This is a genomic window from Sodalis sp. RH20 (assembly GCF_047324205.1).
Lineage (GTDB): Bacteria > Pseudomonadota > Gammaproteobacteria > Enterobacterales > Enterobacteriaceae > Acerihabitans.
Map to the genome: position 1 here is coordinate 4,753,906 of NZ_CP178733.1, position 23,772 is coordinate 4,777,677.

23 protein-coding genes are annotated in these 23,772 nt (G+C 56.0%); 19 read left to right on the top strand and 4 right to left on the bottom strand.

Going from position 1 to position 23,772, the window contains the following annotated elements; translation table 11 throughout:
• Positions 1–20: 20 nt before the first annotated feature.
• From atpG to phoU, 14 genes are all read left to right on the top strand, one after another.
• Positions 21–887: a F0F1 ATP synthase subunit gamma gene (atpG, locus tag ACL2XM_RS21660; protein ID WP_410012842.1), complete on the top strand. Its 867-nt coding sequence runs from the start codon at positions 21–23 to the stop codon at positions 885–887.
• Positions 888–920: 33 nt separating this feature from the next.
• Entirely contained in the window at positions 921–2,303 is a 1,383-nt protein-coding gene (atpD, locus tag ACL2XM_RS21665; protein ID WP_410012843.1) for a F0F1 ATP synthase subunit beta, read from the top strand.
• 20 nt (positions 2,304–2,323) lie between these two features.
• Positions 2,324–2,746, top strand: a complete 423-nt coding sequence (locus tag ACL2XM_RS21670; RefSeq protein WP_410012844.1) for a F0F1 ATP synthase subunit epsilon — start codon at positions 2,324–2,326, stop codon at positions 2,744–2,746.
• A 338-nt stretch (positions 2,747–3,084) separates the two neighbouring features.
• Entirely contained in the window at positions 3,085–4,464 is a 1,380-nt protein-coding gene (glmU, locus tag ACL2XM_RS21675; protein WP_413721763.1) for a bifunctional UDP-N-acetylglucosamine diphosphorylase/glucosamine-1-phosphate N-acetyltransferase GlmU, read from the top strand.
• A 277-nt stretch (positions 4,465–4,741) separates the two neighbouring features.
• Entirely contained in the window at positions 4,742–6,574 is a 1,833-nt protein-coding gene (gene glmS / locus ACL2XM_RS21680; RefSeq protein WP_413721762.1) for a glutamine--fructose-6-phosphate transaminase (isomerizing), read from the top strand.
• Positions 6,575–7,131: 557 nt separating this feature from the next.
• A complete protein-coding gene (locus ACL2XM_RS21685; RefSeq protein WP_413727445.1) occupies positions 7,132–8,823 on the top strand; it encodes a solute:sodium symporter family transporter in 1,692 nt (563 codons plus the stop codon).
• Positions 8,820–10,334 carry a sulfatase-like hydrolase/transferase gene (locus ACL2XM_RS21690; RefSeq protein ID WP_413728841.1) on the top strand — a complete coding sequence of 505 codons (1,515 nt, stop codon included), beginning with the start codon at positions 8,820–8,822 and terminating at the stop codon, positions 10,332–10,334. Before ACL2XM_RS21685 ends, ACL2XM_RS21690 begins: the two co-directional genes overlap by 4 nt.
• Positions 10,309–10,926: a Crp/Fnr family transcriptional regulator gene (locus tag ACL2XM_RS21695; protein ID WP_410012848.1), complete on the top strand. Its 618-nt coding sequence runs from the start codon at positions 10,309–10,311 to the stop codon at positions 10,924–10,926. Before ACL2XM_RS21690 ends, ACL2XM_RS21695 begins: the two co-directional genes overlap by 26 nt.
• Positions 10,927–10,986: 60 nt before the next feature.
• On the top strand, positions 10,987–12,219 hold the full coding sequence (locus ACL2XM_RS21700; RefSeq protein ID WP_413727446.1) for an anaerobic sulfatase maturase: 1,233 nt from the start codon (positions 10,987–10,989) through the stop codon (positions 12,217–12,219).
• A 156-nt stretch (positions 12,220–12,375) separates the two neighbouring features.
• Complete coding sequence (gene pstS, locus ACL2XM_RS21705) at positions 12,376–13,416, top strand: phosphate ABC transporter substrate-binding protein PstS (RefSeq protein WP_410012850.1); 1,041 nt, start codon at positions 12,376–12,378, stop codon at positions 13,414–13,416.
• Positions 13,417–13,478: 62 nt separating this feature from the next.
• Positions 13,479–14,438 carry a phosphate ABC transporter permease PstC gene (gene pstC, locus ACL2XM_RS21710; protein ID WP_410012851.1) on the top strand — a complete coding sequence of 320 codons (960 nt, stop codon included), beginning with the start codon at positions 13,479–13,481 and terminating at the stop codon, positions 14,436–14,438.
• Positions 14,438–15,331, top strand: a complete 894-nt coding sequence (pstA, locus tag ACL2XM_RS21715) for a phosphate ABC transporter permease PstA (protein ID WP_410012852.1) — start codon at positions 14,438–14,440, stop codon at positions 15,329–15,331. The genes pstC and pstA overlap by 1 nt, the downstream gene beginning before the upstream one ends.
• Positions 15,332–15,375: 44 nt before the next feature.
• Positions 15,376–16,152, top strand: coding sequence for a phosphate ABC transporter ATP-binding protein PstB (gene pstB, locus ACL2XM_RS21720; protein ID WP_410012853.1), 777 nt, complete (start codon positions 15,376–15,378; stop codon positions 16,150–16,152).
• A 14-nt stretch (positions 16,153–16,166) separates the two neighbouring features.
• The gene (gene phoU / locus ACL2XM_RS21725) at positions 16,167–16,931 is read left to right on the top strand and encodes a phosphate signaling complex protein PhoU (protein WP_410012854.1); all 765 of its coding nucleotides are present in this window, start codon (positions 16,167–16,169) and stop codon (positions 16,929–16,931) included.
• Positions 16,932–16,944: 13 nt separating this feature from the next.
• On the opposite strand, the gene yieH is transcribed toward phoU, so the two are convergent.
• Positions 16,945–17,628 (bottom strand): 6-phosphogluconate phosphatase, encoded by a 684-nt coding sequence (yieH, locus tag ACL2XM_RS21730; protein WP_413721760.1) that lies wholly within the window; start codon positions 17,626–17,628, stop codon positions 16,945–16,947.
• Between the two features lie 337 nt (positions 17,629–17,965).
• Between yieH and ACL2XM_RS21735 the strand changes: the two genes are divergently transcribed.
• From ACL2XM_RS21735 to ACL2XM_RS21755, 5 genes are all read left to right on the top strand, one after another.
• Positions 17,966–18,247 (top strand): PTS sugar transporter subunit IIB, encoded by a 282-nt coding sequence (locus ACL2XM_RS21735; RefSeq protein ID WP_410012856.1) that lies wholly within the window; start codon positions 17,966–17,968, stop codon positions 18,245–18,247.
• Between the two features lie 4 nt (positions 18,248–18,251).
• On the top strand, positions 18,252–19,625 hold the full coding sequence (locus tag ACL2XM_RS21740) for a PTS galactitol transporter subunit IIC (protein ID WP_410012857.1): 1,374 nt from the start codon (positions 18,252–18,254) through the stop codon (positions 19,623–19,625).
• 2 nt (positions 19,626–19,627) lie between these two features.
• Positions 19,628–20,083 (top strand): PTS sugar transporter subunit IIA, encoded by a 456-nt coding sequence (locus ACL2XM_RS21745; protein WP_410012858.1) that lies wholly within the window; start codon positions 19,628–19,630, stop codon positions 20,081–20,083.
• Between the two features lie 57 nt (positions 20,084–20,140).
• Positions 20,141–20,425, top strand: a complete 285-nt coding sequence (locus tag ACL2XM_RS21750) for a DNA-binding protein (protein WP_413721759.1) — start codon at positions 20,141–20,143, stop codon at positions 20,423–20,425.
• 165 nt (positions 20,426–20,590) lie between these two features.
• Positions 20,591–21,361: a hypothetical protein gene (locus tag ACL2XM_RS21755; protein WP_413729171.1), complete on the top strand. Its 771-nt coding sequence runs from the start codon at positions 20,591–20,593 to the stop codon at positions 21,359–21,361.
• Here ACL2XM_RS21755 and ACL2XM_RS21760 read toward each other — a convergent pair.
• Genes ACL2XM_RS21760 through ACL2XM_RS21770 form a run of 3 tightly spaced genes read right to left on the bottom strand, consistent with a single transcriptional unit; the run spans position 21,342 to position 23,768 of the window.
• On the bottom strand, positions 21,342–22,574 hold the full coding sequence (locus ACL2XM_RS21760) for a beta-ketoacyl-ACP synthase (RefSeq protein ID WP_413731576.1): 1,233 nt from the start codon (positions 22,572–22,574) through the stop codon (positions 21,342–21,344). The two genes, ACL2XM_RS21755 and ACL2XM_RS21760, sit on opposite strands and share 20 nt — an antisense overlap.
• A complete protein-coding gene (locus ACL2XM_RS21765) occupies positions 22,571–23,302 on the bottom strand; it encodes a 3-ketoacyl-ACP reductase FabG2 (protein ID WP_413731578.1) in 732 nt (243 codons plus the stop codon). The genes ACL2XM_RS21760 and ACL2XM_RS21765 overlap by 4 nt, the downstream gene beginning before the upstream one ends.
• A gap of 4 nt (positions 23,303–23,306) precedes the next feature.
• Entirely contained in the window at positions 23,307–23,768 is a 462-nt protein-coding gene (locus ACL2XM_RS21770) for a 3-hydroxy-fatty acyl-ACP dehydratase (protein WP_410016674.1), read from the bottom strand.
• Between the last annotated feature and the right edge of the window lie 4 nt (positions 23,769–23,772).

The window sequence follows — 23,772 nt, forward strand, 5'->3', positions numbered from 1 at the left end:
CGCCATGAGGAGAAGCAGAGATGGCCAGCGCCAAAGAAATACGTACTAAGATCGCCAGCGTGCAAAACACGCAGAAGATCACCAAAGCGATGGAGATGGTTGCCGCATCCAAAATGCGCAAATCGCAGGAGCGTATGGCGGCCAGCCGTCCTTATGCAGAAACTATGCGTAATGTGATTGGTCACCTTGCTTTGGGAAATCTGGAATATAAACATCCTTACCTGGAAGAGCGCGACGTCAAGCGCGTCGGGTATCTGGTGGTGGCCACCGACCGTGGTCTGGCCGGCGGCCTGAACATTAACCTGTTCAAAAAAGTGCTGACGGACATGAAAGCCTGGAGTGAAAAGGGCGTTGATGCGGAACTGGCGCTGATCGGCTCCAAGGCGGTGTCGTTCTTTAACGCCGTCGGCAGCAACGTGGTTGCCCAGGTCACCGGCATGGGGGATAACCCCACGCTGTCTGAACTGATTGGGCCGGTTAAAGTCATGCTGCAGGCGTATGACGAAGGCCGCCTGGATAAGCTCTATATTGTCAGCAACAAATTCGTTAATACCATGTCCCAGGTACCGCAACTGCTTCAGGTCCTGCCCTTGCCGCCCGCGGAAGATGGGGAAGAGCTGAAGAAGAAAACCTGGGATTACCTGTATGAACCCGATCCCAAGGCGCTGCTGGATACATTGTTGCGCCGTTATGTGGAATCGCAGGTTTATCAGGGCGTCGTTGAAAACCTGGCCAGCGAACAGGCCGCGCGAATGGTAGCGATGAAAGCCGCAACGGATAACGGTGGCAACCTGATCAAAGAGTTGCAACTTGTTTACAATAAGGCTCGTCAATTCAGCATCACTCAGGAACTCACCGAGATCGTTTCGGGAGCCGCCGCGGTTTAGGTTTAGGGTTACGAATTACGTAGAGGATTCAAGATGGCTACTGGAAATGTTATCCAGGTTATCGGCGCCGTGGTTGACGTCGAGTTCCCGCAGGATGCTGTACCTAAGGTGTACAACGCCCTTGAAGTGGAAAACGGCGCCGCCAAATTGGTGCTGGAAGTAGAACAGCAGTTAGGCGGCGGCGTTGTCCGTTGCATCGCCATGGGCTCGTCCGACGGTCTGCGTCGCGGCCTGAAAGTGACCAACCTGGAACGTTCGATCGAAGTGCCGGTGGGTAAAGCCACGCTGGGCCGCATCATGAACGTGCTGGGCGAACCGGTCGATATGAAAGGCGAGATCGGCGAGGAAGAACGTTGGTCCATCCATCGTCCGGCGCCGAGCTATGAAGATTTGTCCAGTTCGCAGGAACTGCTGGAAACCGGCATCAAGGTTATCGACCTGATGTGCCCGTTTGCCAAAGGCGGTAAAGTCGGCCTGTTCGGCGGCGCCGGCGTGGGTAAAACCGTCAACATGATGGAGCTTATCCGTAATATCGCCATCGAGCATTCCGGTTATTCGGTGTTTGCCGGCGTGGGCGAACGTACCCGCGAAGGGAACGACTTCTACCACGAAATGACCGATTCGAACGTTATCGACAAAGTATCCCTGGTGTACGGCCAGATGAACGAGCCGCCGGGAAACCGTCTGCGCGTGGCGCTGACCGGGCTGACCATGGCGGAAAAATTCCGTGATGAAGGCCGCGACGTCCTGCTGTTTATCGATAACATTTATCGTTATACCCTGGCCGGGACCGAAGTATCCGCGCTGCTGGGCCGTATGCCTTCAGCGGTAGGCTACCAGCCGACGCTGGCGGAAGAAATGGGCGTGCTGCAAGAACGCATCACCTCCACCAAAACCGGTTCCATCACCTCGGTACAGGCGGTATATGTGCCTGCGGATGACTTAACCGACCCGTCGCCGGCGACCACCTTCGCCCACCTTGACGCCACCGTGGTATTGAGCCGTCAAATCGCCTCACTGGGTATCTACCCGGCGGTTGACCCGCTCGACTCCACCAGCCGTCAGCTGGATCCGTTGGTTGTCGGCCAGGAACACTACGACGTGGCCCGTGGCGTGCAGTCCATCCTTCAGCGTTATCAGGAGCTGAAAGATATTATCGCCATCCTGGGTATGGACGAACTGTCAGAAGATGACAAACTGGTGGTGTCCCGCGCACGTAAGATCCAGCGTTTCTTGTCGCAACCGTTCTTCGTCGCCGAAGTGTTCACCGGTTCGCCGGGTAAATATGTTTCCCTGAAAGACACTATCCGCGGCTTTAAAGGCATCATGGACGGTGAATACGATCACCTGCCCGAGCAGGCGTTCTATATGGTCGGTTCCATTGATGAAGCAGTGGAAAAAGGCAAGAAACTGTAACGCTGTGATAGGAGGGTGATATGGCTGCAAATACTTACCATCTGGATGTCGTCAGCGCGGAACAGAAAATGTTTTCCGGGCTGGTGGAAAAAATCCAGGTGACGGGAAGCGAAGGCGAACTGGGGATTTTTCCCGGCCATGCCCCGCTGCTCACTGCCATTAAGCCCGGTATGGTGCGTATCGTCAAAGAACATAACGAAGAAGAGTATATCTACCTGTCGGGGGGCATCCTCGAGGTGCAACCGGACATCGTTACCGTTTTGGCCGATACCGCCATTCGTGGCAAAGATCTTGATGAAGCGCGCGCAATGGAATCCAAGCGCATGGCGGAAGAGCATATCAATAATTCACATGGTGACGTGGATTATGCTCAGGCCTCGGCCGAACTGTCCAGGGCCATCGCCAAGCTGCGGGTCATTGAATTGACCAGAAAAGCAATGTAATCAAGCTAGTGTGATTAAAAAGCCAGTCCTTTGTGACTGGCTTTTTTATTGGAATTCATTCTCTTCCACGCATAGAGTGTCACAACTTGACGCTCTTATTTTTCGATCTGAAATAAGTTTCACCTTCTTCGCCTACCTAAACCGCTAATTCCAGCCTGTACCTGCGGTAATTGGCCCCGAAACGCCCACTATTTCCGCATTGCGTCCTAAACCGGGTAAAATGATCCCGGCTTACGTCATTATGCGGCCATAATGTGTTTTTCGGCCCAAAATATGTGGTAATCCCTTCTCTGAACGGGTTTACTTTCGTCTATTGAATCAGGTTCATCAGGATGGTTATGTCGAATCGATTGATGAGCGTAGTGATCCTTGCCGCCGGCAAGGGCACCCGCATGTATTCCGATCTGCCCAAGGTCTTGCATCCGTTGGCTGGCAAACCGCTTGTCAGGCATGTTATTGACGCCGCCGCCGCCCTGGGCGCGGCGCGTATCCATTTGGTTTACGGCCACGGCGGCGAGCGACTGCGGCAGGCGTTGGCCGGCCCTGGTCCGGAACTGAGCTGGGTATTGCAGGCCGAACAGCGCGGCACCGGCCATGCCATGCAGCAGGCGGCGCCGTTTTTCCAGGATGATGAAGATATCCTGATGCTGTACGGCGATGTGCCGTTGATAGCGCCGTCAACCCTTGAGCGCCTGGTGGCCGCCAAGCCCGAGGGCGGTATCGGCCTGCTGACCGTTACCCTGGACGATCCTACCGGCTATGGCCGCATCGTGCGGGAAAACGGCAATGTATGCGGTATCGTCGAGCACAAAGACGCCGACGAGGCGCAGCGGGGCATCCGCGAAATCAATACCGGCATCCTGGTGGCCAATGGCGCCGACCTGAAGCGCTGGTTAAGCCGGCTGACCACCAATAACGCCCAGGGAGAGTATTACCTTACCGATATTATCGCCCTGGCCTGGGGCGAGGGCCGGCGTATCAATACCGTTAACCCCGATCGCCTAAGCGAAGTGGAGGGCGTGAATAATCGTTTGCAGCTGGCAACCCTTGAGCGGGTTTATCAGCGCCAGCAGGCCGAAAATCTGCTGTTGGCCGGGGTCATGCTGCTCGACCCGGCGCGTTTTGATTTGCGCGGCGAGCTGACGCACGGCCGTGATGTGACCATTGACACCAATGTCATTATTGAGGGCCGGGTATCCTTGGGCAACAATGTGGTTATCGGTACCGGCTGCGTATTAAAAGACTGCGACATTGGCGATAACGTGGTGGTCAGCCCCTACACGGTCATAGATCAAGCCCGGCTGCGTGCGGACTGTACCGTCGGGCCGTTCGCCCGCCTGCGGCCCGGTGCGGAGCTGGAAGAGGGCGCCCATGTCGGCAATTTTGTCGAGATGAAAAAAGCGCGCCTGGGGCGCGGATCCAAGGCCGGGCACCTGAGCTATCTGGGTGATGCGGAAATTGGCGCCGGTGTGAATATCGGCGCCGGCACCATTACCTGCAATTATGACGGCGCCAATAAACACCAGACCGTGATCGGCGATGATGTCTTTGTCGGCTCGGATACCCAACTGGTGGCGCCGGTTACCATAGGCAACGGCGCCACCATCGGCGCCGGCACCACAGTTACGCGCAGCGTGGGGGAAAACGAACTGGTGCTTAGCCGGGTGCGGCAGGTGCATATCACCGGCTGGCAACGGCCGGTTAAGAAGCATCGTTAATGGTATTACGCGCAGTTTGTCAAATCTGGGCATGAGTTTGCCGCGGGTATGATGCGCAATGAGAGTAAAGCCTGGCGCCGGGAAGAGAGATAGGGCGTCTTTACCATCTTGCCCATCATGCCCGTTATCATGGTTTTGTCAGCCATTTTCACGAGAGTGGCTGACAAAACATAATAATCCCCAGTTCTACAGGCTCGGGGAAACCGGAAAAACCGGTCTCTGTCAGGTCAAAGACATCGATACGGCGGAGCATGCCGTTCATTTAGGAATAACACTGATGTGTGGAATAGTAGGCGCGGTTGCGCAGCGTGATATTGCCGAAATCCTGTTAGAGGGATTACGCCGGCTAGAGTATCGTGGGTATGATTCCGCCGGCCTGGCGGTGGTGGATAACGAGGGGCATTTGCAACGGCTGCGCCGGGTCGGCAAGGTTGCCGCGTTGTCGCAGGCGGCGGCGGAGCATCCGCTGACCGGCGGCACGGGCATCGCCCATACCCGTTGGGCCACCCACGGGGAACCCTCGGAAAATAATGCCCATCCCCATGTCTCCGGGCATATCGTGGTGGTGCATAACGGTATCATTGAAAACCATGAACCGCTGCGTAAACTGCTGGTGGAGCGCGGCTATGTATTCGCGTCCGAAACCGATACCGAGGTTATCGCCCACCTGGTGCATTGGGAACAGCGCCAGGGCGGCGGCACGCTGGCTGAAGTGATCCTGCGCGTGATCCCGCAGCTGCGCGGCGCCTATGGCACAGTTATCATGGACAGCAAGGACCCAAGCGTGCTGGTGGCGGCGCGATCCGGTAGTCCGCTGGTGATTGGCCTGGGCGTGGGCGAAAACTTCCTGGCGTCCGATCAGCTGGCGCTGCTGCCGGTCACCCGCCGGTTTATGTTCCTGGAAGAGGGCGATATCGCCGAAATTACCCGCCGCACGGTGCGCGTATGGGATACGCGCGGCAACCCGGTGCAACGGGCGGAGATTGAGTCCCAGGTAAAATACGACGCCGGCGATAAGGGCATCTATCGCCACTACATGCAAAAAGAGATTTTTGAACAGCCGCAGGCGATTAAAAACACCCTGGCGGGCCGTTTTTTACACGGCCAGATCACGTTATCCGAACTGGGCGAGGCCGGCGATCGTTTGCTGGAGCAGGTACAGCATGTGCAAATCATCGCCTGCGGCACCTCGTACCATTCGGCCATGGTATCGAAATACTGGTTCGAGGCGCTGGCCGGCGTGCCCTGCGATGTGGAAATCGCCTCCGAGTTCCGCTATCGCAAATCCGCCGTGCGGCCGGGCAGCCTGATCATTACCCTGTCGCAATCCGGCGAAACCGCCGATACCCTGGCGGCCCTGCGCCTGACCAAAACCCTGGGCTACCTCGGCTCGCTGGCGGTGTGTAACGTGGCCGGCTCCTCGCTGGTGCGCGAATCCGATCTGGCGCTGATGACCCGCGCCGGGACGGAAATCGGCGTGGCTTCCACCAAGGCCTTCACCACCCAGTTAACGGTATTGCTGATGCTGGTGGCGCGCCTGGGCCGCCTGAAGGGCATGGATAGCCAGGTCGAGCAGCAGATTGTGCATGCGCTGCAGGCCCTGCCGGCCCGTATCGAGCAAATGCTGGCGCTGGATAAGCCGATTGAACAGCTGGCGGAAGGGTTCTCTGATAAACATCACGCCCTGTTTCTCGGGCGCGGCGAGCTTTACCCCATCGCCATGGAAGGCGCGCTGAAGCTCAAGGAAATTTCGTATATCCACGCCGAAGCCTATGCGGCGGGCGAGCTGAAACACGGCCCGCTGGCGCTGATCGACGCCGATATGCCGGTAATCGTTATTGCCCCCAATAATGAATTGCTGGAAAAACTCAAGTCGAACATCGAGGAAGTGCGCGCCCGCGGCGGCCTGTTATATGTCTTTGCCGAAGAGAACGCCGGTTTTACCGACAGCGAAAATATGAAAATCATCCCGCTGCCGCACGTAGAAGAGATTGTGGCGCCGATATTCTACACGGTGCCGTTGCAGCTGCTGGCGTATCATATTGCGCTGATCAAAGGCACGGATGTCGACCAGCCGCGTAATCTGGCAAAATCGGTGACGGTGGAGTAACCCCGCGTCTGCGGCGGCACCTAAGCCGCCGCTTGCAAAGTGATCGCAAAAACCGACACAGCGTTAATCGGATCCGGTGGGGATGGCAAAGCCCCAGCGGATTTTTTTTTGCCCGATCACACCCCAATAAATCCTTTTCCTTATATTGATATTGCAAATGCGTAATTCAAATAAGCTTAATTAATTTACGCATGGTTATTTACGAGAAACTTCTTGTTCCCACCCGGAATATAACAATAATGATTATGTGAGCGGGGTCATGCCGGCTTATGACAACGGTCATAAAAATAGGGTGCTGAAAAGTGTAAAACATCTGTCATGTCAACAATACACTATTACCGGCTTGTCTGGCCTGCGACGACTTTCTCCTGGGTTTTTACCGCGGGAAATGCCGCCTGACGTGCGGCATGGTTCCGCTCGCCGCTTGCCTGTACCGAACGGAATAATCGTAACGGCTTAAGCTGCGCATTTCTCTCATTAATCGACCGCCCACTATTCTGATTTTATTGGAAGGGTCACATCTATGCTGATATTTTTATAACTAAAAGGTGCGATTTATGAATAGCCTACAGATATTTTCTTTTGTATTTTTTACGTGCCTTGTCGCTATTGTTACCTGGTGGAAAGTAAGGAAAAACGATACCCATACCCAGCAGGGCTATTTCCTGGCCGGTCGTTCCCTTAAAGCGCCAATAATTGCCGCATCGCTGATGCTGACCAATCTTTCAACGGAACAATTGGTCGGCCTGAGCGGACAGGCCTATAAATTCGGCATGTCGGTGATGGCATGGGAGGTGATTTCAGCTATTCCCCTGGTCCTGCTGGCGCTGGTGTTTTTACCGCGTTATTTGCAGCGGGGCATTATTACCATTCCGGATTTTATCGAAGAACGCTACGACAAAACCACGCGTATTATGGTGGACTGCTGTTTTTTAATCGCCACCGGCGTCTGTTTTCTGCCCATAGTACTCTACTCCGGCTCGCTGGCGCTCAACAGCCTGTTTCATTTCAGCGACCTTACCGGGCTGAGCCAGGGCAGCGCGACGATAGTCATGGTGATAGCCCTTGGCGCGATAGGCACCCTGTACGCGGTTATCGGCGGACTGCGCGCGATTGCCGTCGCCGATGTCGTCAATGGCATCGGCCTGGTGATTGGCGGGCTGATGGTGCCGTTTTTCGGGCTGATGGCGCTTGGCGGCGGCAGTGTTATCGCCGGCCTGAATACACTGACGGCGGATCATGCCGAGCGCCTCAACTCCATCGGTGGCGCCCATGACCCGGTGCCCATCGGCGCCGCCTTGACCGGCCTGGTGCTGGTGAATACCTTTTACTGGTGTACCAACCAGGGCATCGTCCAGCGTACCCTGGCCGCCAAGAACCTGGCCGAAGGGCAAAAAGGCGCGCTGCTGACGGCGCTGCTGAAAATGCTCGACCCGATAATCCTGGTCCTGCCCGGCGTTATCGCCTATCACCTGTATCAAGGGCTGCCCAAGGCGGATATGGCCTACCCGGTGCTGGTCAACCAGATCCTGCCCGCGCCCCTGGTCGGTTTTTTCGGCGCCGTGCTGTTCGGCGCCATTATCAGCGTGTTCAACGGGTTTTTAAACAGCGCCAGCACCTTATTCAGCATGGGTATCTACAGCCGTATTATCAATCCTGACGCCACGTCCAAAAAACAGGTGTTGGTGGGGCGTTATTTCGCCCTGATCCTGGCGCTGGTGTCGGTGGTGGTGGCCCCCGGCATTGCCAATGCCCCCGAAGGATTATACAGCTGGATGAAGCAGCTTAACGGGGTGTACAACGTTCCCCTGGTCACCATTATCATCATGGGGTTCTTTTTCCCGCGTATCCCGGCCATGGCGGCTAAGCTGGCGCTGCTGTTAGGTATCGTCAGCTATATCCTGATCAATTACGTTTTCCATTTCCCTATTCATTTCCTGTATGTGCTGGCGATAACGTTTTGCCTGAACGCGTTGGTGATGCTGGTTATCGGTAAACTTGCGCCGCGCGCCACCCCGTTTGTCTTCCATGATTCCCTGGCGGTGGATATGTCGCCGTGGCGGTCGGTAAAAATCGCCTCCGTCGGCGTTATTGCGGCGATGATATTTATTTATGCCTTTCTCGCCCGCTTCGGTGGCTGGCACAGCCTCTGGTTATGCTGGATCGCGGGCATAACCGTTGTCGCCATTTCCGGCTGGCTGATATTCGCCGGTTTGAGAAAAACCAAAACCCGGGAGGAAATCGCCTGATGCAACCTAATATTATTTTTATCATGACCGATACGCAGGCCACCAATATGGTCGGGTGCTATACCGGCCTTCCCCTGCATACCGAGCATATCGATGCGCTGGCCGGGCGCGGGGCCAAATTCAATTCGGCATTTACCACCGCGCCGCTGTGCACCCCGGCGCGCGCGGGCCTGTTCACCGGCCTGTATTCCAACCAAAGCGGTCCCTGGACCAATAATCTGGCGCCGGGTAAGAATATGCGCACCCTGGGCAACTATTTTCAGGATGCCGGCTGGCAAACCGCCTATATCGGTAAATGGCATCTTGATGGCCACGACTATTTCGGCACCGGCATCTGTCCGCCGGAATGGGCGGCGGAATATTGGTACGATGGCGCTAATTACCTGCATGACCTGCCGGAAGAAAAAATCAGCTTATGGCGCAACGGGCTGAATTCAAAGGAAGAACTTGAACAACATCAGATTGATGATGAATTTACCTGGGGCTATCGCATCAGCCAGCGCGCGATACATTTTATCGATAAGCAGCGCCTGCGGCGCGAGAAACCGTTCCTGCTGGTGCTTTCTTACGATGAGCCGCATCATCCCTTTACCTGCCCGCCGCGTTATCTCGACCGTTTTGCCGATTTCCATTACCCGCTGGGCGCAAAAGGAACCGATGATCTCAGCGATAAACCGATGCACCAGCGTTTGTGGGCCAGGGCGATGCCGTCGCCGGTAACGGATGGCGCCACCTATCATCATCCGATTTATTTTGCCTGCAATGATTTTGTCGACGACCAGATAGGACGCGTGCTGAACCACCTTACCCCCGACGAATGGGAAAATACCTGGATAGTGTATACCTCCGATCACGGTGAAATGATGGGAGCGCATCAACTTATCAGCAAAGGCTCGGCAGGCTATGACGACATCTGCCGCATTCCCTTTATCATCCACGGGCCCGGCCTGCCGGCGCGGGAGATTGATACACCGGTGAGCCATATCGACCTGTTGCCGACGTTATTATCGATTGCCGGTATCCCGGTGCCGCCGTCGCTGCACGGCGAAAGCCTGCTGCCTATGCTGTCGTCGGCGGAGCGGGAACGGGAGCGGTCGGTCATGGTGGAATTTAACCGTTATGAAATAGAACATGACAGCTTCGGCGGTTTTATCCCGATGCGCGCCTGGGTCACCAATGATTTAAAACTGGTGATTAATCTGTTTGACGATGATGAACTCTATGACCGGCGCAACGATCCCGAGGAACTGATAAACCTGATTGGCCGGGACGACTATGCGGAACGGCGTAATGCATTGCATGATAGCTTAGTAGACTATATGGATAGTATTCGCGATCCGTTTCGCAGCTATCGCTGGGCCATGCGCCCGTGGCGGCCCGACAGGCATGAGCAATGGCTGGGCGCGTTTCGTCCTAAACCGGATGATTACGTCTCGCCGGTGGTCAGGGATTATGATACCGGCCTGCCGACCAAGGGAGTAAAAATTGAGGAAAAAAGACAAAAATTCTGAGGATGGGGACGAGGGCCGCGCCGTATTCGCAGAATTGTCCGGCAGCGAACACGCCATGTTTACCCGGCTGGATCAGTTGCCGAAGCAAACGCGCATTTATCCCCAGGAGGATGAGGCCCTCTCTTTTTATTACCTGCACAGTGGATTGGTGGGGCTGTACCATATGCTGGAGAACGGTAAGGTGTGCCTGATCCGCCTGTTTGGCCCCGGTGATTTTTTCGGCTACCGCAGCCTGTTCGGTAATACGTTTTACCACTGTTCCTCGCGCGTGCAGCGCACCGCTACGGTAACGCGCATTACCCCCTATCAGCCGCAGCGGTTTTTATGCCGCTATCCGCGCCTGAATGTCTATTTGTTCATGCGGCTGGCGCGTGATCTGGGCGAGGCGGAAAAAAGGCTGGCCAGCATGGCCTACGATAAATCCCAGCAACGGGTATTACTGGGCATTCACTATTTATACCGGCAATGGCCGGGCTATGAATGGACCTGGCGTGAAATTGCCGAATACGCGGGTTGCGAAACGGAAACCGCCATCCGCCATGGCAGTGAGCTCAAGCTACAGGGACTGTTGCCGGATGAATTTACCGGTTAACTGCCGCCGCTGCCGGTGCGGCATGGTATTTGACGCGCAATATTGTTTGGAGTCGCGGTTATGAAACGCCCGTTTTCCCTGATGGCGAAACCCACCAGTTATCAATGCAATATTCACTGCGATTATTGTTTTTATGTGGACAAAAAAAATACCCTGTTACCCGCCGGAGCATCGGCGTCGAAGCATATGGCCGACGATGTGCTCAGGGAATTTATTAAGCAGTATATTGACGCCAGCGCTGGCGACGAGGTCATGTTTGCCTGGCAGGGCGGCGAGCCGACCCTGGCCGGAATTGACTTTTATGCCGCCGCGCTGCGCTATCAGCAGCGTTACGCACGGGGAAAAAGGATTACCAACAGCATGCAAACCAACGGCGTATTGATAAACGATCAATGGGGCCGTTTTCTTGCCGATAATCATTTCCTGCTGGGTATTTCCGTGGACGGCACCGCCAGGCTGCATAATCATTATCGCCATACCGCCAGCGGCCGGCCGGTATTTGACAGCGTGATCAACGCCATCCGGATATTTAAGGAATATCATATAGATTACAACGTATTGAGCGTGGTGAACGATAAAACCGCCCAGGCGCCGCTGGAAATATATCTTTTTATCACGCAAGAGCTGGGCGCGCAGTATGTGCAATTTATCCCGGCCGTGGAACAAAGGTTGTCCGGAGCCGCGCGGGGGGAATTGATTTATCCCCGGTCGACGGCGGATAAAACGCTGACGCCATGGTCGGTGAGCGGCGAAGCCTACGGCACGTTTATCAATACCCTGTTTGACTACTGGGTACGGCATGATGTCGGCACGGTGTTTGTGCAGCTATTCGATAATGCGCTGGCCGCCTGGTGCGGCGTGATGCCAAGCCTGTGCGTGATGCAGCCCACCTGCGGCCAGGGCCTGGTCGTCGAGCAGAACGGCGATATCTATAGCTGCGATCATTTCGTCTACCCTGAGCATAGACTGGGCAATCTGATGACAGGGAACCTGGCCGCCATGGCCGGTGGGAAAAAACAGCGCCAGTTCGGCCAGCTAAAAGCCAATGTGGCGACGCCGTGTTTGTCATGCGACTATCGGTTTGCCTGTCACGGCGGCTGTCCTAAGCACCGTATTCACCGCATCGGGGGCCAGTGGCATAATCATCTTTGCCCCGGCTATAAAGCTATTTTTTCCCATATCGCGCCCTATATGGCGTATATGGCCGGCGAACTGGCGCACCATCGGCCGGCCGCCGGCATTATGCGCGATATTGATCGGATTGCGGAGGCGGGGATTGAAAAAAAAGGCTAATATGCCATTAAAATAGGTACCCATCCCGGTGTCATAAAAATGTCATATTACCGACATGTATCTGTAACCTAATTGTCCTATTTTCCCTCCTGCAGCAATTATAATAATTGAAGAAAACGGCCATGGGCCGATTTTAAATATCCCACAGGAGGGATTATGAGACTGATGCATACCACCGTTGCCAGTGTTGTAGCAGCTACGTTCGCCCTGGCGAGTATTTCTTCGTTCGCTGCCGCCAACCTGACAGGTGCCGGCGGCACATTCCCCGCCCCGGTTTATGCTAAATGGGCTGATACCTATCAAAAAGAAACCGGCGTAAAGGTTAACTACCAGGGCATCGGTTCTTCCGGCGGCATTAAACAGATTATCGCCAATACCGTTGATTTCGGCGCGTCCGATGCTCCTTTAAGCGATGGCGACCTGAAGAAAGAAGGTTTATTCCAATTTCCGACCGTGATTGGCGGCGTGGTGCTGGCCATCAACGTACCGGGAATCAAAAGCGGCGAACTGACCCTGGACGGCCATACCCTGGGTGAAATTTACCTGGGCAACATCAAAAAATGGAACGACCCGGCCATCACCAAGCTGAACCCGGGCCTGAAGCTGCCTGATCAGAATATCGCCGTGGTACGCCGCGCCGATGGTTCCGGCACGTCGTTTGTCTTCACCAGCTATCTGTCCAAGGTGAATGCGACCTGGAAAGAAAAAATCGGCGCCGGTTCCACGGTTAACTGGCCGGTCGGACTGGGCGGCAAGGGCAATGACGGCATCGCCGCCTTTGTCCAGCGTTTGCCGGGTTCCATCGGTTATGTGGAGTACGCCTACGCTAAGCAGAACAACCTGGCCTACACCAAGCTGATTTCCGCCGACGGCAAGCCGGTAATGCCGACGCAGGATAACTTCAGCGCGGCGGCGAAAGGCGTCAACTGGCAGCAATCTTTTGCCCAGGATCTGACTAACCAGAAGGGCAACAATGCCTGGCCGATCACCTCCACCACGTTTATTATGTTGCATACTACCCAAACCAAGCCTGAGCAGGGCCGCGAAACCCTGAAATTCTTCGATTGGGCCTACAACAAGGGTGCCGACCAGGCTAACGCCCTTGACTACGCCACCTTGCCAAAGGACGTGGTCGAACAGATCCGCGCCGCCTGGAAGGCCAATATCAAAGACAGTAACGGTAAAGCGCTCTACTAAGTCCTTGTGTTTCGTCCCTTCCCTTACGGGAAGGGATTACGAACCAACAAAAAGAGTACTCTATGGCTGACAATACGCCGGCACGGCATGCCCCCGGTAAACAAGGCGACCTGATATTCGGTACGTTGGTCAGGTTGGCCGCATTGATTACCTTATTGATGTTGGGCGGAATTATCGTTTCGCTGATTGTCGCTTCGTGGCCGAGCATGGAAAAGTTCGGCTTCGCGTTCCTGTGGACCAAGGAGTGGGATCCGCCCGGTGAAAAATTCGGCGCGCTGGTTCCTATCTACGGCACCCTGGTGACCTCTTTTATCGCGTTGCTGATTGCCGTTCCGGTCAGCTTCGGCATCGCCCTGTTCCTTACCGAGCTTGCCCCCAACTGGTTGAAGCGTCCCCTTGGCGTCGCCATTGAGCTGTTGGCGGCCATCCCAAGCATTGTCTACGGCATGTGGGGGTTGTTTGTTTTTGCTCCCCTGTTCGCCCAGTATTTTCAACAGCCCCTGGGCGATGTGATGTCGACCATCCCTTTTATCGGCGTCCTGTTTTCGGGGCCGGCGTTTGGTATCGGCATCCTGGCCGCCGGTATTATCCTGGCTATCATGATCATCCCGTATATTGCCGCCGTGATGCGCGATGTGTTTGAGCAAACGCCGGTGTTGATGAAGGAGTCGGCCTACGGTATCGGCTGCACCACCTGGGAAGTGATCTGGCGTATCGTGCTGCCCTTCACCAAAAACGGCGTGATCGGCGGCGTGATGCTGGGCCTGGGACGGGCGCTGGGCGAAACCATGGCGGTGACCTTTATCATCGGCAATACCAACCAGCTGGACAGCATTTCCCTGTTTAGCCCGGGCAACAGCATTACCTCGGCGCTGGCCAATGAGTTCGCCGAAGCCCAGGCGGGTCTGCATACCGCCGCGCTGATGGAGCTGGGGTTAATCCTGTTTGTGATTACCTTTATCGTGCTGGCCTGCTCCAAATTCATGATAATGCGCCTGGCGAAAAACGAGGGGGTCAAATAATGGCGACCGTCGAGCACCAAATGACCCATACCGCGCCACAAATGGAAGCGCGGCGTAAAATGCAGTCCTGGCGGCGGCAGAAGAACCGTCTGGCGCTGTTATTATCCATGATCACCATGGCCTTCGGCCTGTTCTGGTTATGCTGGATCTTGCTGACCACGGTAAGCCGGGGTTTTGACGGTATGTCGCTGGCGTTGTTTACCGAAATGACGCCGCCGCCCAATACCGCCGGCGGAGGGCTGGCCAATGCCCTGGCCGGCAGCGGATTGCTGATTCTCTGGGCCACTGTTTTCGGCACGCCCCTGGGCATCATGGCGGGGATTTACCTGGCGGAATACGGGCGTAAGTCCGCGCTGGCGGAAGTGATCCGTTTTATTAACGATATCCTGCTGTCCGCGCCGTCCATCGTTATCGGTTTGTTTGTCTATACGCTGGTGGTGGCGAAAATGGAGCATTTCTCCGGCTGGGCCGGGGTGATCGCCCTGGCGCTGCTGCAGGTGCCGATTGTTATCCGTACCACGGAAAACATGATGCGGCTGGTGCCCGATACGCTGCGTGAGGCTGCCTATGCGTTGGGTACGCCGAAATGGAAAATGATTTCCGCCATCACGCTTAAGGCCTCGGTTTCCGGCATCATCACCGGCGTATTGCTGGCGGTGGCGCGCATTGCCGGCGAAACGGCGCCGCTGCTGTTTACCTCGCTCTCCAACCAGTTCTGGAGTACCGATCTCATGCAGCCCATCGCCAACCTGCCGGTGACGATTTTCAAATTCGCCATGAGCCCGTTTGCCGAATGGCAACAGCTGGCCTGGGCCGGCGTGCTGCTGATTACCCTGTGCGTGCTGTTGCTGAACATTATCGCGCGGATTATTTTCGCCAAAAAAACCTATTAAGCGTCAGGCGCCGACGCGTCTTTGATCGAAAGAGAGAGTGTTGCATGAGCGGGATCAACAACGCCAACGACAGCAAAGTACAGGTTCGCGATCTGAATTTTTATTACGGTAAATTTCATGCGCTGAAAAATATCAGCCTGGACATTGCCCGTAACCAGGTGACGGCTTTTATCGGCCCGTCCGGCTGCGGTAAATCCACGCTGTTGCGTTGCTTTAATAAAATGTACCAGCTTTATCCGGAGCAGCGCGCCGAAGGGGAGATCCTGCTGGACGGGGACAATATCCTCACCGATAAGCGCGATGTTTCCCTGCTGCGCGCCCGGGTCGGCATGGTGTTCCAGAAGCCGACCCCCTTTCCGATGTCTATTTATGACAATATCGCGTTCGGCGTGCGCCTGTTTGAGAAACTGTCGCGCAGCGAGATGGAGGAGCGCGTGCAGTGGTCGCTGACCAAAGCGGCGCTGTGGAACGAAACCAAGGACAAATTGCACCAGAGCGGTTATAGCCTGTCCGGCGGCCAGCAGCAGCGTTTATGTATCGCGCGCGGCATTGCCATTCGCCCCGATGTGCTGTTGCTCGATGAGCCCTGTTCAGCCCTGGATCCGATCTCGACCGGACGTATCGAAGAGCTGATTTCAGAATTGAAAGCGGATTATACCGTGGTGATAGTGACGCATAATATGCAGCAGGCGGCGCGTTGCTCCGATCACACGGCATTTATGTATCTCGGCGAGTTAATTGAATTCAACGATACGGATAGCATTTTCACCGCACCGAAGAACAAACAAACCGAAGATTATATTACTGGCCGCTATGGTTAATAACGGGATATATCATGGAAAACCTGAATCTCAATAAGCATATTTCCGGCCAGTTTAACGCCGAACTGGAACACATACGCACCCAGGTGATGGCGATGGGCGGCCTGGTGGAGCAACAGCTTACCGACGCCATCAGCGCGATGCACAGCCAGGATGAAGAATTGGCCAAACGGGTCATCGCCGGGGACGTCAAGGTGAATGCGATGGAGGTGGCCATTGATGAGGCCTGTGTGCGTATTATTGCCAAGCGCCAGCCTACCGCCAGCGATTTACGCCTGGTGATATCGATCATCAAAACCATATCCGAACTGGAGCGTATCGGCGACGGCGCGGATAAAATCTGCCGTACCGCGCTGGAAAAATACTCCCAGCAGCATTTGCAGATGCTGGTCAGCCTGGAGTCGCTTGGACGCCATACGGTGCAGATGCTTCATGACGTGCTGGACGCCTTTGCGCGCATGGATTTGGATGAGGCGATCCGGATTTATCGCGAGGATAAAAAAGTCGACCAGGAATACGAGGGTATCGTCCGTCAGCTGATGACCTATATGATGGAAGATCCCCGCACTATTCCCAGCGTGCTGACGGCGCTGTTTTGCGCCCGCTCCATCGAGCGTATCGGCGATCGCTGCCAGAATATCTGCGAATATATTTTCTATTTTGTTAAGGGACAGGACTTCCGCCATGTGGGCGGCGACGCGCTGGAAACGCTGCTGACGGGCACGGGTAAAGATAAGGCCGCGGATGCCGGCGGCGAGGCCAGTCCGCCGAAGGAATAATAATCCTGGCCGATCATACCAATACTTCCGGTGCGCCGGTCAACGCCCATCCCCGCGCGCGCCATAACGCCGGCAGCTGACCCATATCATCAAAGCGGGTGACCAGCGGGTGGTCAATCGGCGGATTATGCGCATCGGCGCAATAGTAAAATACCGGCATGCCGGCGGCGATGCCCGCCTGGACGCCGGACACCGAATCCTCGACTAAAATGCATTGCGCCACCGGTACCCCCAGCTGGGCGGCGGCATGATGGATCACCGCCGGGTCGGGCTTCCAGCGCTGCACATCGTAACCGCTGAACAGACGTTGCGCAAAAAACGGCAGCAGCGACGTCAGGCCAAGCGAGTGCTCCATTTTACTGACCGGACCGTTGGACACCACCGCCATCGGTACGACGATCCGCTGCAAAAGCTCGCGCACGCCCTCGATGGCAACCAGCCGCTCATCAAACAGCCGGGCTACATGCGCGCGGTACTCGGCTTCCAGGATATCCGCCCGCTGGCGCAGGCCGTGCTGTTCCCTCATACGATCGAAGATGTCATTGAGTTTTACGCCTTTGAAATCCCTGATGGCATCGGTAAGCGTCAGCGCAATGCCGTATTGGGCGAACAGGAGCACATAGGCCTCGCAACACAAGATCTCGCTGTCCACCAGCGTGCCGTCACAATCAAATAATACGCATGTTTTGTCCGTCATTAACCCTGTCCTTATACCGTTGCCGGGAATATCCGCTCTTACTTTACCCGATCAGGGCGGACAAGCGATCGCTTAACCCGTTGCCGCGCCTGTTTTTTGGCCCCGGCCGCGGGCAGCGGTGGATACCCGCTTAACCCGGCTGGTGGGTGTTACACAGTGGAACACACGGCCATAATGTTTTTTATAATATAAACAATTATATATCAACAACATATATAAGGATAATAGTGTAGTTAAAAATATATTGTCATCTCAGTGTGTAAAATTACACATCGATCACATTTAGCGATTCATTAACATGTTTTAATCATCCCACTTCTTCGACTGGGAACTGACTATGAAACATATGATGATTTGCTGCGGCGCCGGCGTTGCCACCAGCACCGTGGCGCTGAAAAAACTGGAAGCTTACCTGCAGGGGGAAAACTTGCTGGATAAGGTGCGCATATCACAGGGTACCGTGGCGGAAGCCGCCACCCGCGACGATGTGGACTTTATCGTTTCCACCTCGCCGGTGAAAGTGTCCGTACCGGTCATTAACGCTTTGCCCCTGTTGACCGGCATGGGGACCGACAAAGTATTCAGCAGCGTTAAAGAATTGATTCTCGCCGAGGGTTAATACCATGTTTGTTATCGATTATATCGTGAGCATGGGGGCCTCGGTCATGATGCCCCTGATCTTCATTCTGCTGGGATTGCTGCTGCGTTTATCCATCGCCAAATCGATTAAAGCCGGGCTGATGGTGGGGATCGGTTTTATCGGATTAAGCATTACCGTTAACCTGATGATTGATTCGTTAACGCCCGTCAGCCATGCCATTGTCGAGCGGTTCGGCCTGAACCTGACGGTATTGGACATGGGATGGCCCGCCGCCGCCGCCGTGGCCATGGGTACCCGGGTCGGCGCGCTGGTGATCCCGGTGTGCGTCGCCATCAATGTCCTGATGCTCTATACCAAGACCACCCGTATCCTGAACGTGGATATCTGGAACCTGTGGCATCACGCGTTTACCGGCTCGCTGGTGGCCATTATCACCGGTAACCTCTGGCTGGGGGTGCTGGCCGCCGGGCTGAACTGTATCGTCACCATGGTGATAGCCGATCGCACCACCGCCGATGTGGAAAAATACCTCAATTTGCCGGGTATCTCGGTGCCGCATGGTTTTTCCGCGTCGTTTGTGCCCGCCGCCTGGCTGGTTAACGCGATAGTCGATCGTATCCCCGGCGTGCGCGATATTAAAATCGATACCGATGTGATTCAAAAGCGCTTATCGATATTAGGCGATCCCGCCTGCCTGGGCGCGATTATCGGCGCCATCCTGGCCGTTATCGCCGGGGTTGATGTGAAGGCCATCCTGCAAACCGCCATCACCATGGCCGCGGTGATGACCATTATCCCCCGCATGGCCAAGATGTTGATGGAAGGGGTCTATCCCATCAGCGAGCGTATCCAGGAAATTGCGCAGTCCCGGGCCGGTTCGTTCGGCAAAATTTCCATCGGGCTGGATTCCGCCGTCAGCGTCGGCCATCCGGTTACCCTGTCGGTGTCGATGCTGATGATCCCGATTATGCTGGTGCTGGCGGCGATTATCCCCGGTAATCAGTTTCTGCCGTTCGCCTCGCTGACGGGCCTGCCGTTTGCCTTTGTGCTGGTGACCGCCGTATGCCGGGGCGATATGTTCCGCACCCTGCTCACCGGCCTGCTTACCCTGAGCCTGGCGCTGTTAATCGGCACCAGCCTGGCGCCGCTGGTGACCAGTACCGCCGTCAGCACCGGGTTCTCGTTACCCCATGGCGCAACCAGTATCAGCAGCGTTGATTATGCCGGCGCAATGCTGCCCTGGGTCATTATCCAGGGGTTCTATTTCAAGGCCATCGGCGTCGGCGTGCTGATCCTCTTGGCGCTGCTGCTGGCGCTATGGAACCGCAAAAAAATCCTCCGTGAGGACCGGTTGGCGGCGCAAACGGGCGCCGCCGGCACAGAGATGGGAGAATAATCATGATGTTCAGCGCCGAGCGCGTCTTCACCATTACCCAGCCGATAAGCCGTGATGAACTGCTGACCCTGATGGCGGACAGCCTGTACGCGGACGGCTTGGTCAAAGCAAGCTTTCGCCAGGGCGTGCTTGATCGGGAAGCGGTTTATCCCACCGGCATCGATATGGAGACGCACAGTATCGCCATACCCCATACCGAGTTTGAACATGTGCTCGCCACCGGCTTTGCCGTCGCGGTAAACCAGGCGGGGGTGGAGTTCCATCGCACCGATGAGCCACAAGCGGTGGTAAAACCGGCCGTCGTGGTGTTAATGGCCATCGATCCGTCGTGCGAAAAAGTGGCCATTATCCAATCCCTGTTTGCATTGCTGGGGGATATTGAGCAGGTTAACAAAATCGGCGGAAACTCGCCGGAGGGCATCGCGAAACTGTTCACTGAATCCATCACTACCCGTTAGAATGAAGCCGGAATCTCCCTACGCCTTCAGAGAAATGCGATGTTAAGAATAAGCCAGGTGATTGAGATAGCAATGGTCAGCCGCAAGACGGTTTATAACGCCATCAACAGCGGCCGCCTGAAATATCAGATGGTTAACCTGGATAACCGTCAGGTGCGCATGTTTCATGAACATGACGTGCTTGACGCGTTTCCCAAAGCCAACCGCACTTCGCTCGAAGTGCGGGCGCTGCAGCAGGAGATCGCCTCCCTGAAATTCGCCCTGGCGGAGCTGCAAAAGGCGGTGGAGGCCATGGATCCTTCCGTTCAGGTGGAGATGATCGCGGCAAAACCTAAAAAATAGGCGTCCGGTGTTCGCTTGCTGTCCCGGTTTGTTTGGTTTAAGCAATATTAAGCAAGGATCGTCAAATTATCATTGCATAAAAGTACATGTACAACCGCGTTGGTTTATCATTAAATGGGCCGGGAAAAGGTGCTTATATTTAATTTATCGTTACCAAGGAAGGTTATGTGGTATTTTTCGGCAACCAATATACGGCATGATATAAATAATGATTACCTTGATTATGCTGAGGAGGCCAATCAACCGCTTATATCCGAGGTAAACTCGATCAGTAATAGTCAAATATCTATAAATGCTAGCGCTACTAATATGCCCGTTCACAAGCCTTTTTTCCGGCGCGTAATGCAGCGCATGGCCGATATGCTGGCTTATGTCGGCAATTATTTTCATCATGGCGACCAACAGTGGTCTTTTGGCGCCACAAACAGTTCTCACCCCAAGATGGGCGCTATCGTACCATTACTTGATGAGCCGTCAATGGCAAGAGCTACCCTTATCATTAACGACCTTATGGTCCCTTTGCCGTCCCTGGGAGATAAACAACAGACAGTTGAAGAAAAGGTTTATTTTATCGGGATTGCCGTTATACGGCTGGCTGAATCGAAAGCGCAGAACTTAATTCATGGCCGCGCAAAGAAAAAGGCATGTGAAATAATAAATAAGGGTGATGACCATCCGGGCATCGGTATGCTGAGGCATATAGATAGCAGCTGCAAAGGGCAGAAAAGTTTTGCCGTGTCGCTGCTCGTTCTGGCCATGGAAATAGGCCGTATGGATTTGTCGTGTTCCGGTTCTAAAGAATATGGCGATTCACTGCATGCCATGGCCGTGTTATGGGGCTATATTCTTGCCAATGCCGCGACCGGCGGCACCAATGGAACGGGCATCGGCTTGGTGGATGAGCGCGCGGGCGGCGTCAGTGTGCCCAGCGTTTAATAATCAGTGAAGTATTAATACCGCCGAAGGCAAAGTTATTGGACTGGATATAACCGGTGTCGATGAGCCTGGGCTGGCCGGTGATATAGTCCAAATCGCCGCATTCCGGGTCCGGCTGGCGCAGGTTAAGCGTTGGGGCAAACCAGCCCTCGCGCATCATTTCCAGGCTCATCCAGGCTTCCAGCGCGCCGCAGGCGCCCAGCGTGTGGCCGAAATAGCTCTTCAGCGAGGATATCGGCGTGGTATTACCGAATAGCGCGGCGGTGGCGCGGCTCTCGGCAATGTCGCCGCGTTCCGTGGCGGTGCCGTGCGCGCTGATATAGCCGATGTCCCCGCTGGACACGCCGGCGTTTTGCAGCGCCTGCGCCATACAGATTTGCATGGTGGACTGCTGCGGCTGGGTAATATGGCTGGCATCGCAGTTGGTGGCGAACCCCACCAGCTCGCCATAAATAGTGGCGCCCCTGGCCCGGGCAAAATCCAGCGCTTCCAATACCAGCGTGCCCGCACCTTCGCCAATGACCAGTCCGTCCCGGTTGACATCAAAGGGGGCGGGTGTGAGCTTCGGCGCGTCGTTAAGCTGGCTGGTGGCAAACAGCGTATCGAAGGCCGCCGCCTCGGAAGGACAGAGTTCCTCGGCGCCGCCGGCCACCATGACCGTTTGGTAGCCATGCTTGATGGCTTCATAGGCATACCCGATGGCCTGGCTGCCGGAGGTGCAGGCGCTGGAGGTGGGGATTACCCGGCCGCGCAGGCCGAAGAACAATCCGGCATTGACCGCCGTGGTATGCGGCATCATCTGCACATAGGTGGTGCCGGTGATATTGTGGGTGTGTTTCTCCGTCAGCATGGTGGCGAAATCGCTGATGGGTTTGGTGCTGCCGGTGGACGAGCCGTAGGCAATGCCTGTTTCGCCGCCGGTCAGGATGGCATCATTCAGCAGCCCCGCCTGTTCCAGCGCCAGTTCGGTGGCCCGGGTCGCCAGCAGCGCTACCCGGCCCATGGAGCGGATGCGCTTGCGGGTATAATGTTCGGGCAGCGCAAAGGCGGGCAGCGGGGCGGCCAGCAGGGTATTCAACCCGTCGAACTCGCGCCACTGCGGCATGGCGACCACGGCGTTTTCCAGGCGCTTAAGGCCTTGCGCCACCGCCTGCCAGCTTTCGCCAAAGGCGGTGACGCCGCCCATGCCGGTAATCACCACGCGGCGGTTCATAGCATGCCTCCGTTAATGGAGATGACCTGGCGTGTGATATAACCGGCTATGTCCGACATCAGGTAGCCGGCAAGTCCCGCCACTTCATCCGCCTGCCCCATGCGTTTCATCGGGATAAGGCCCATGGCCTGGTCCAGGGCGCGCGCGTCCAGGTCGATCATGCCGGTATCAATCAGCCCCGGCGCAATGCAGTTAACGGTGATATGCCGTTTCGCCAGCTCAACCGCCAGCGCCTTGGTGGCGCCGATAATGCCGGCCTTGGCCGCGCTGTAGTTGACCTGTCCCCGGTTGCCGATGAGACCGGATACCGAGGACAGGGTGATGATGCGCCCGCCGTCGCGCAGGCCGATCATCCGCATGATGCAGGGATGCAACACGTTATAGAAACTGTCGAGATTGGTATGCATTACACTGTCCCAATCCTCGCCGTCCAGCGCCGGGAAGGCGCCGTCGCGGGTCATGCCGGCATTGCTGACCACGCCGTAATACGCGCCGTGCTGGTCGATATCCGCCGTTATCGCCTGACGGCATGCGTCGCGGTCGGCGACATCAAAGGCGATAATCCGTCCCCGGCCGCCCTGCGCCGTTATCCGCAGCAGCGTTTCCTCCGCCCCTGCCCGGTCATGATGATAGTGAACGATTGCCGTAAAGCCGTCCCGCGCCAGCTGGCAGGCTATCGCGCGTCCTATTCCCTTACTGGCTCCCGTCACCAATACCGAGCGTGTCATCGTCTTATTCCTGTAATAATGGGTTAATTTCATTTTCATCGGGCTGATAAGTATTCAGCCGCCCGGAAGCAAGGGTGTCGCCGGCGCACTCTATCCGGCATTCAAAGCTGCCGATACGCTCATCCCGCAGCAACAGGCTGATACTGATATCCAGCTCGCTGCCATGGGGGAATACCGGCCGGGCGCAGTGTAAGGCGCGCGCGCCCAATAGCAGTCCGGGACGGGGCGGCTCGCCGCGCTGCCGCCCATGCCAGCCGGACCAGACGCCGATGGTTTGCGCCATCATCTCCAGTGCGTACCAGGCGGGCAAATCGCCGTGCATATTCAGAAAGGGACCCAGCACGCCTTCGCGGCCGACGGCGACCCGGCAGCGGGCATGCAGATCGTCGATAGCGCAGACGTGTTCGATCAGCACCATCGGCGTGTCGTGCGGCAGATAGTGCGCGGCGGGCAAGGCATCGGGCATGACG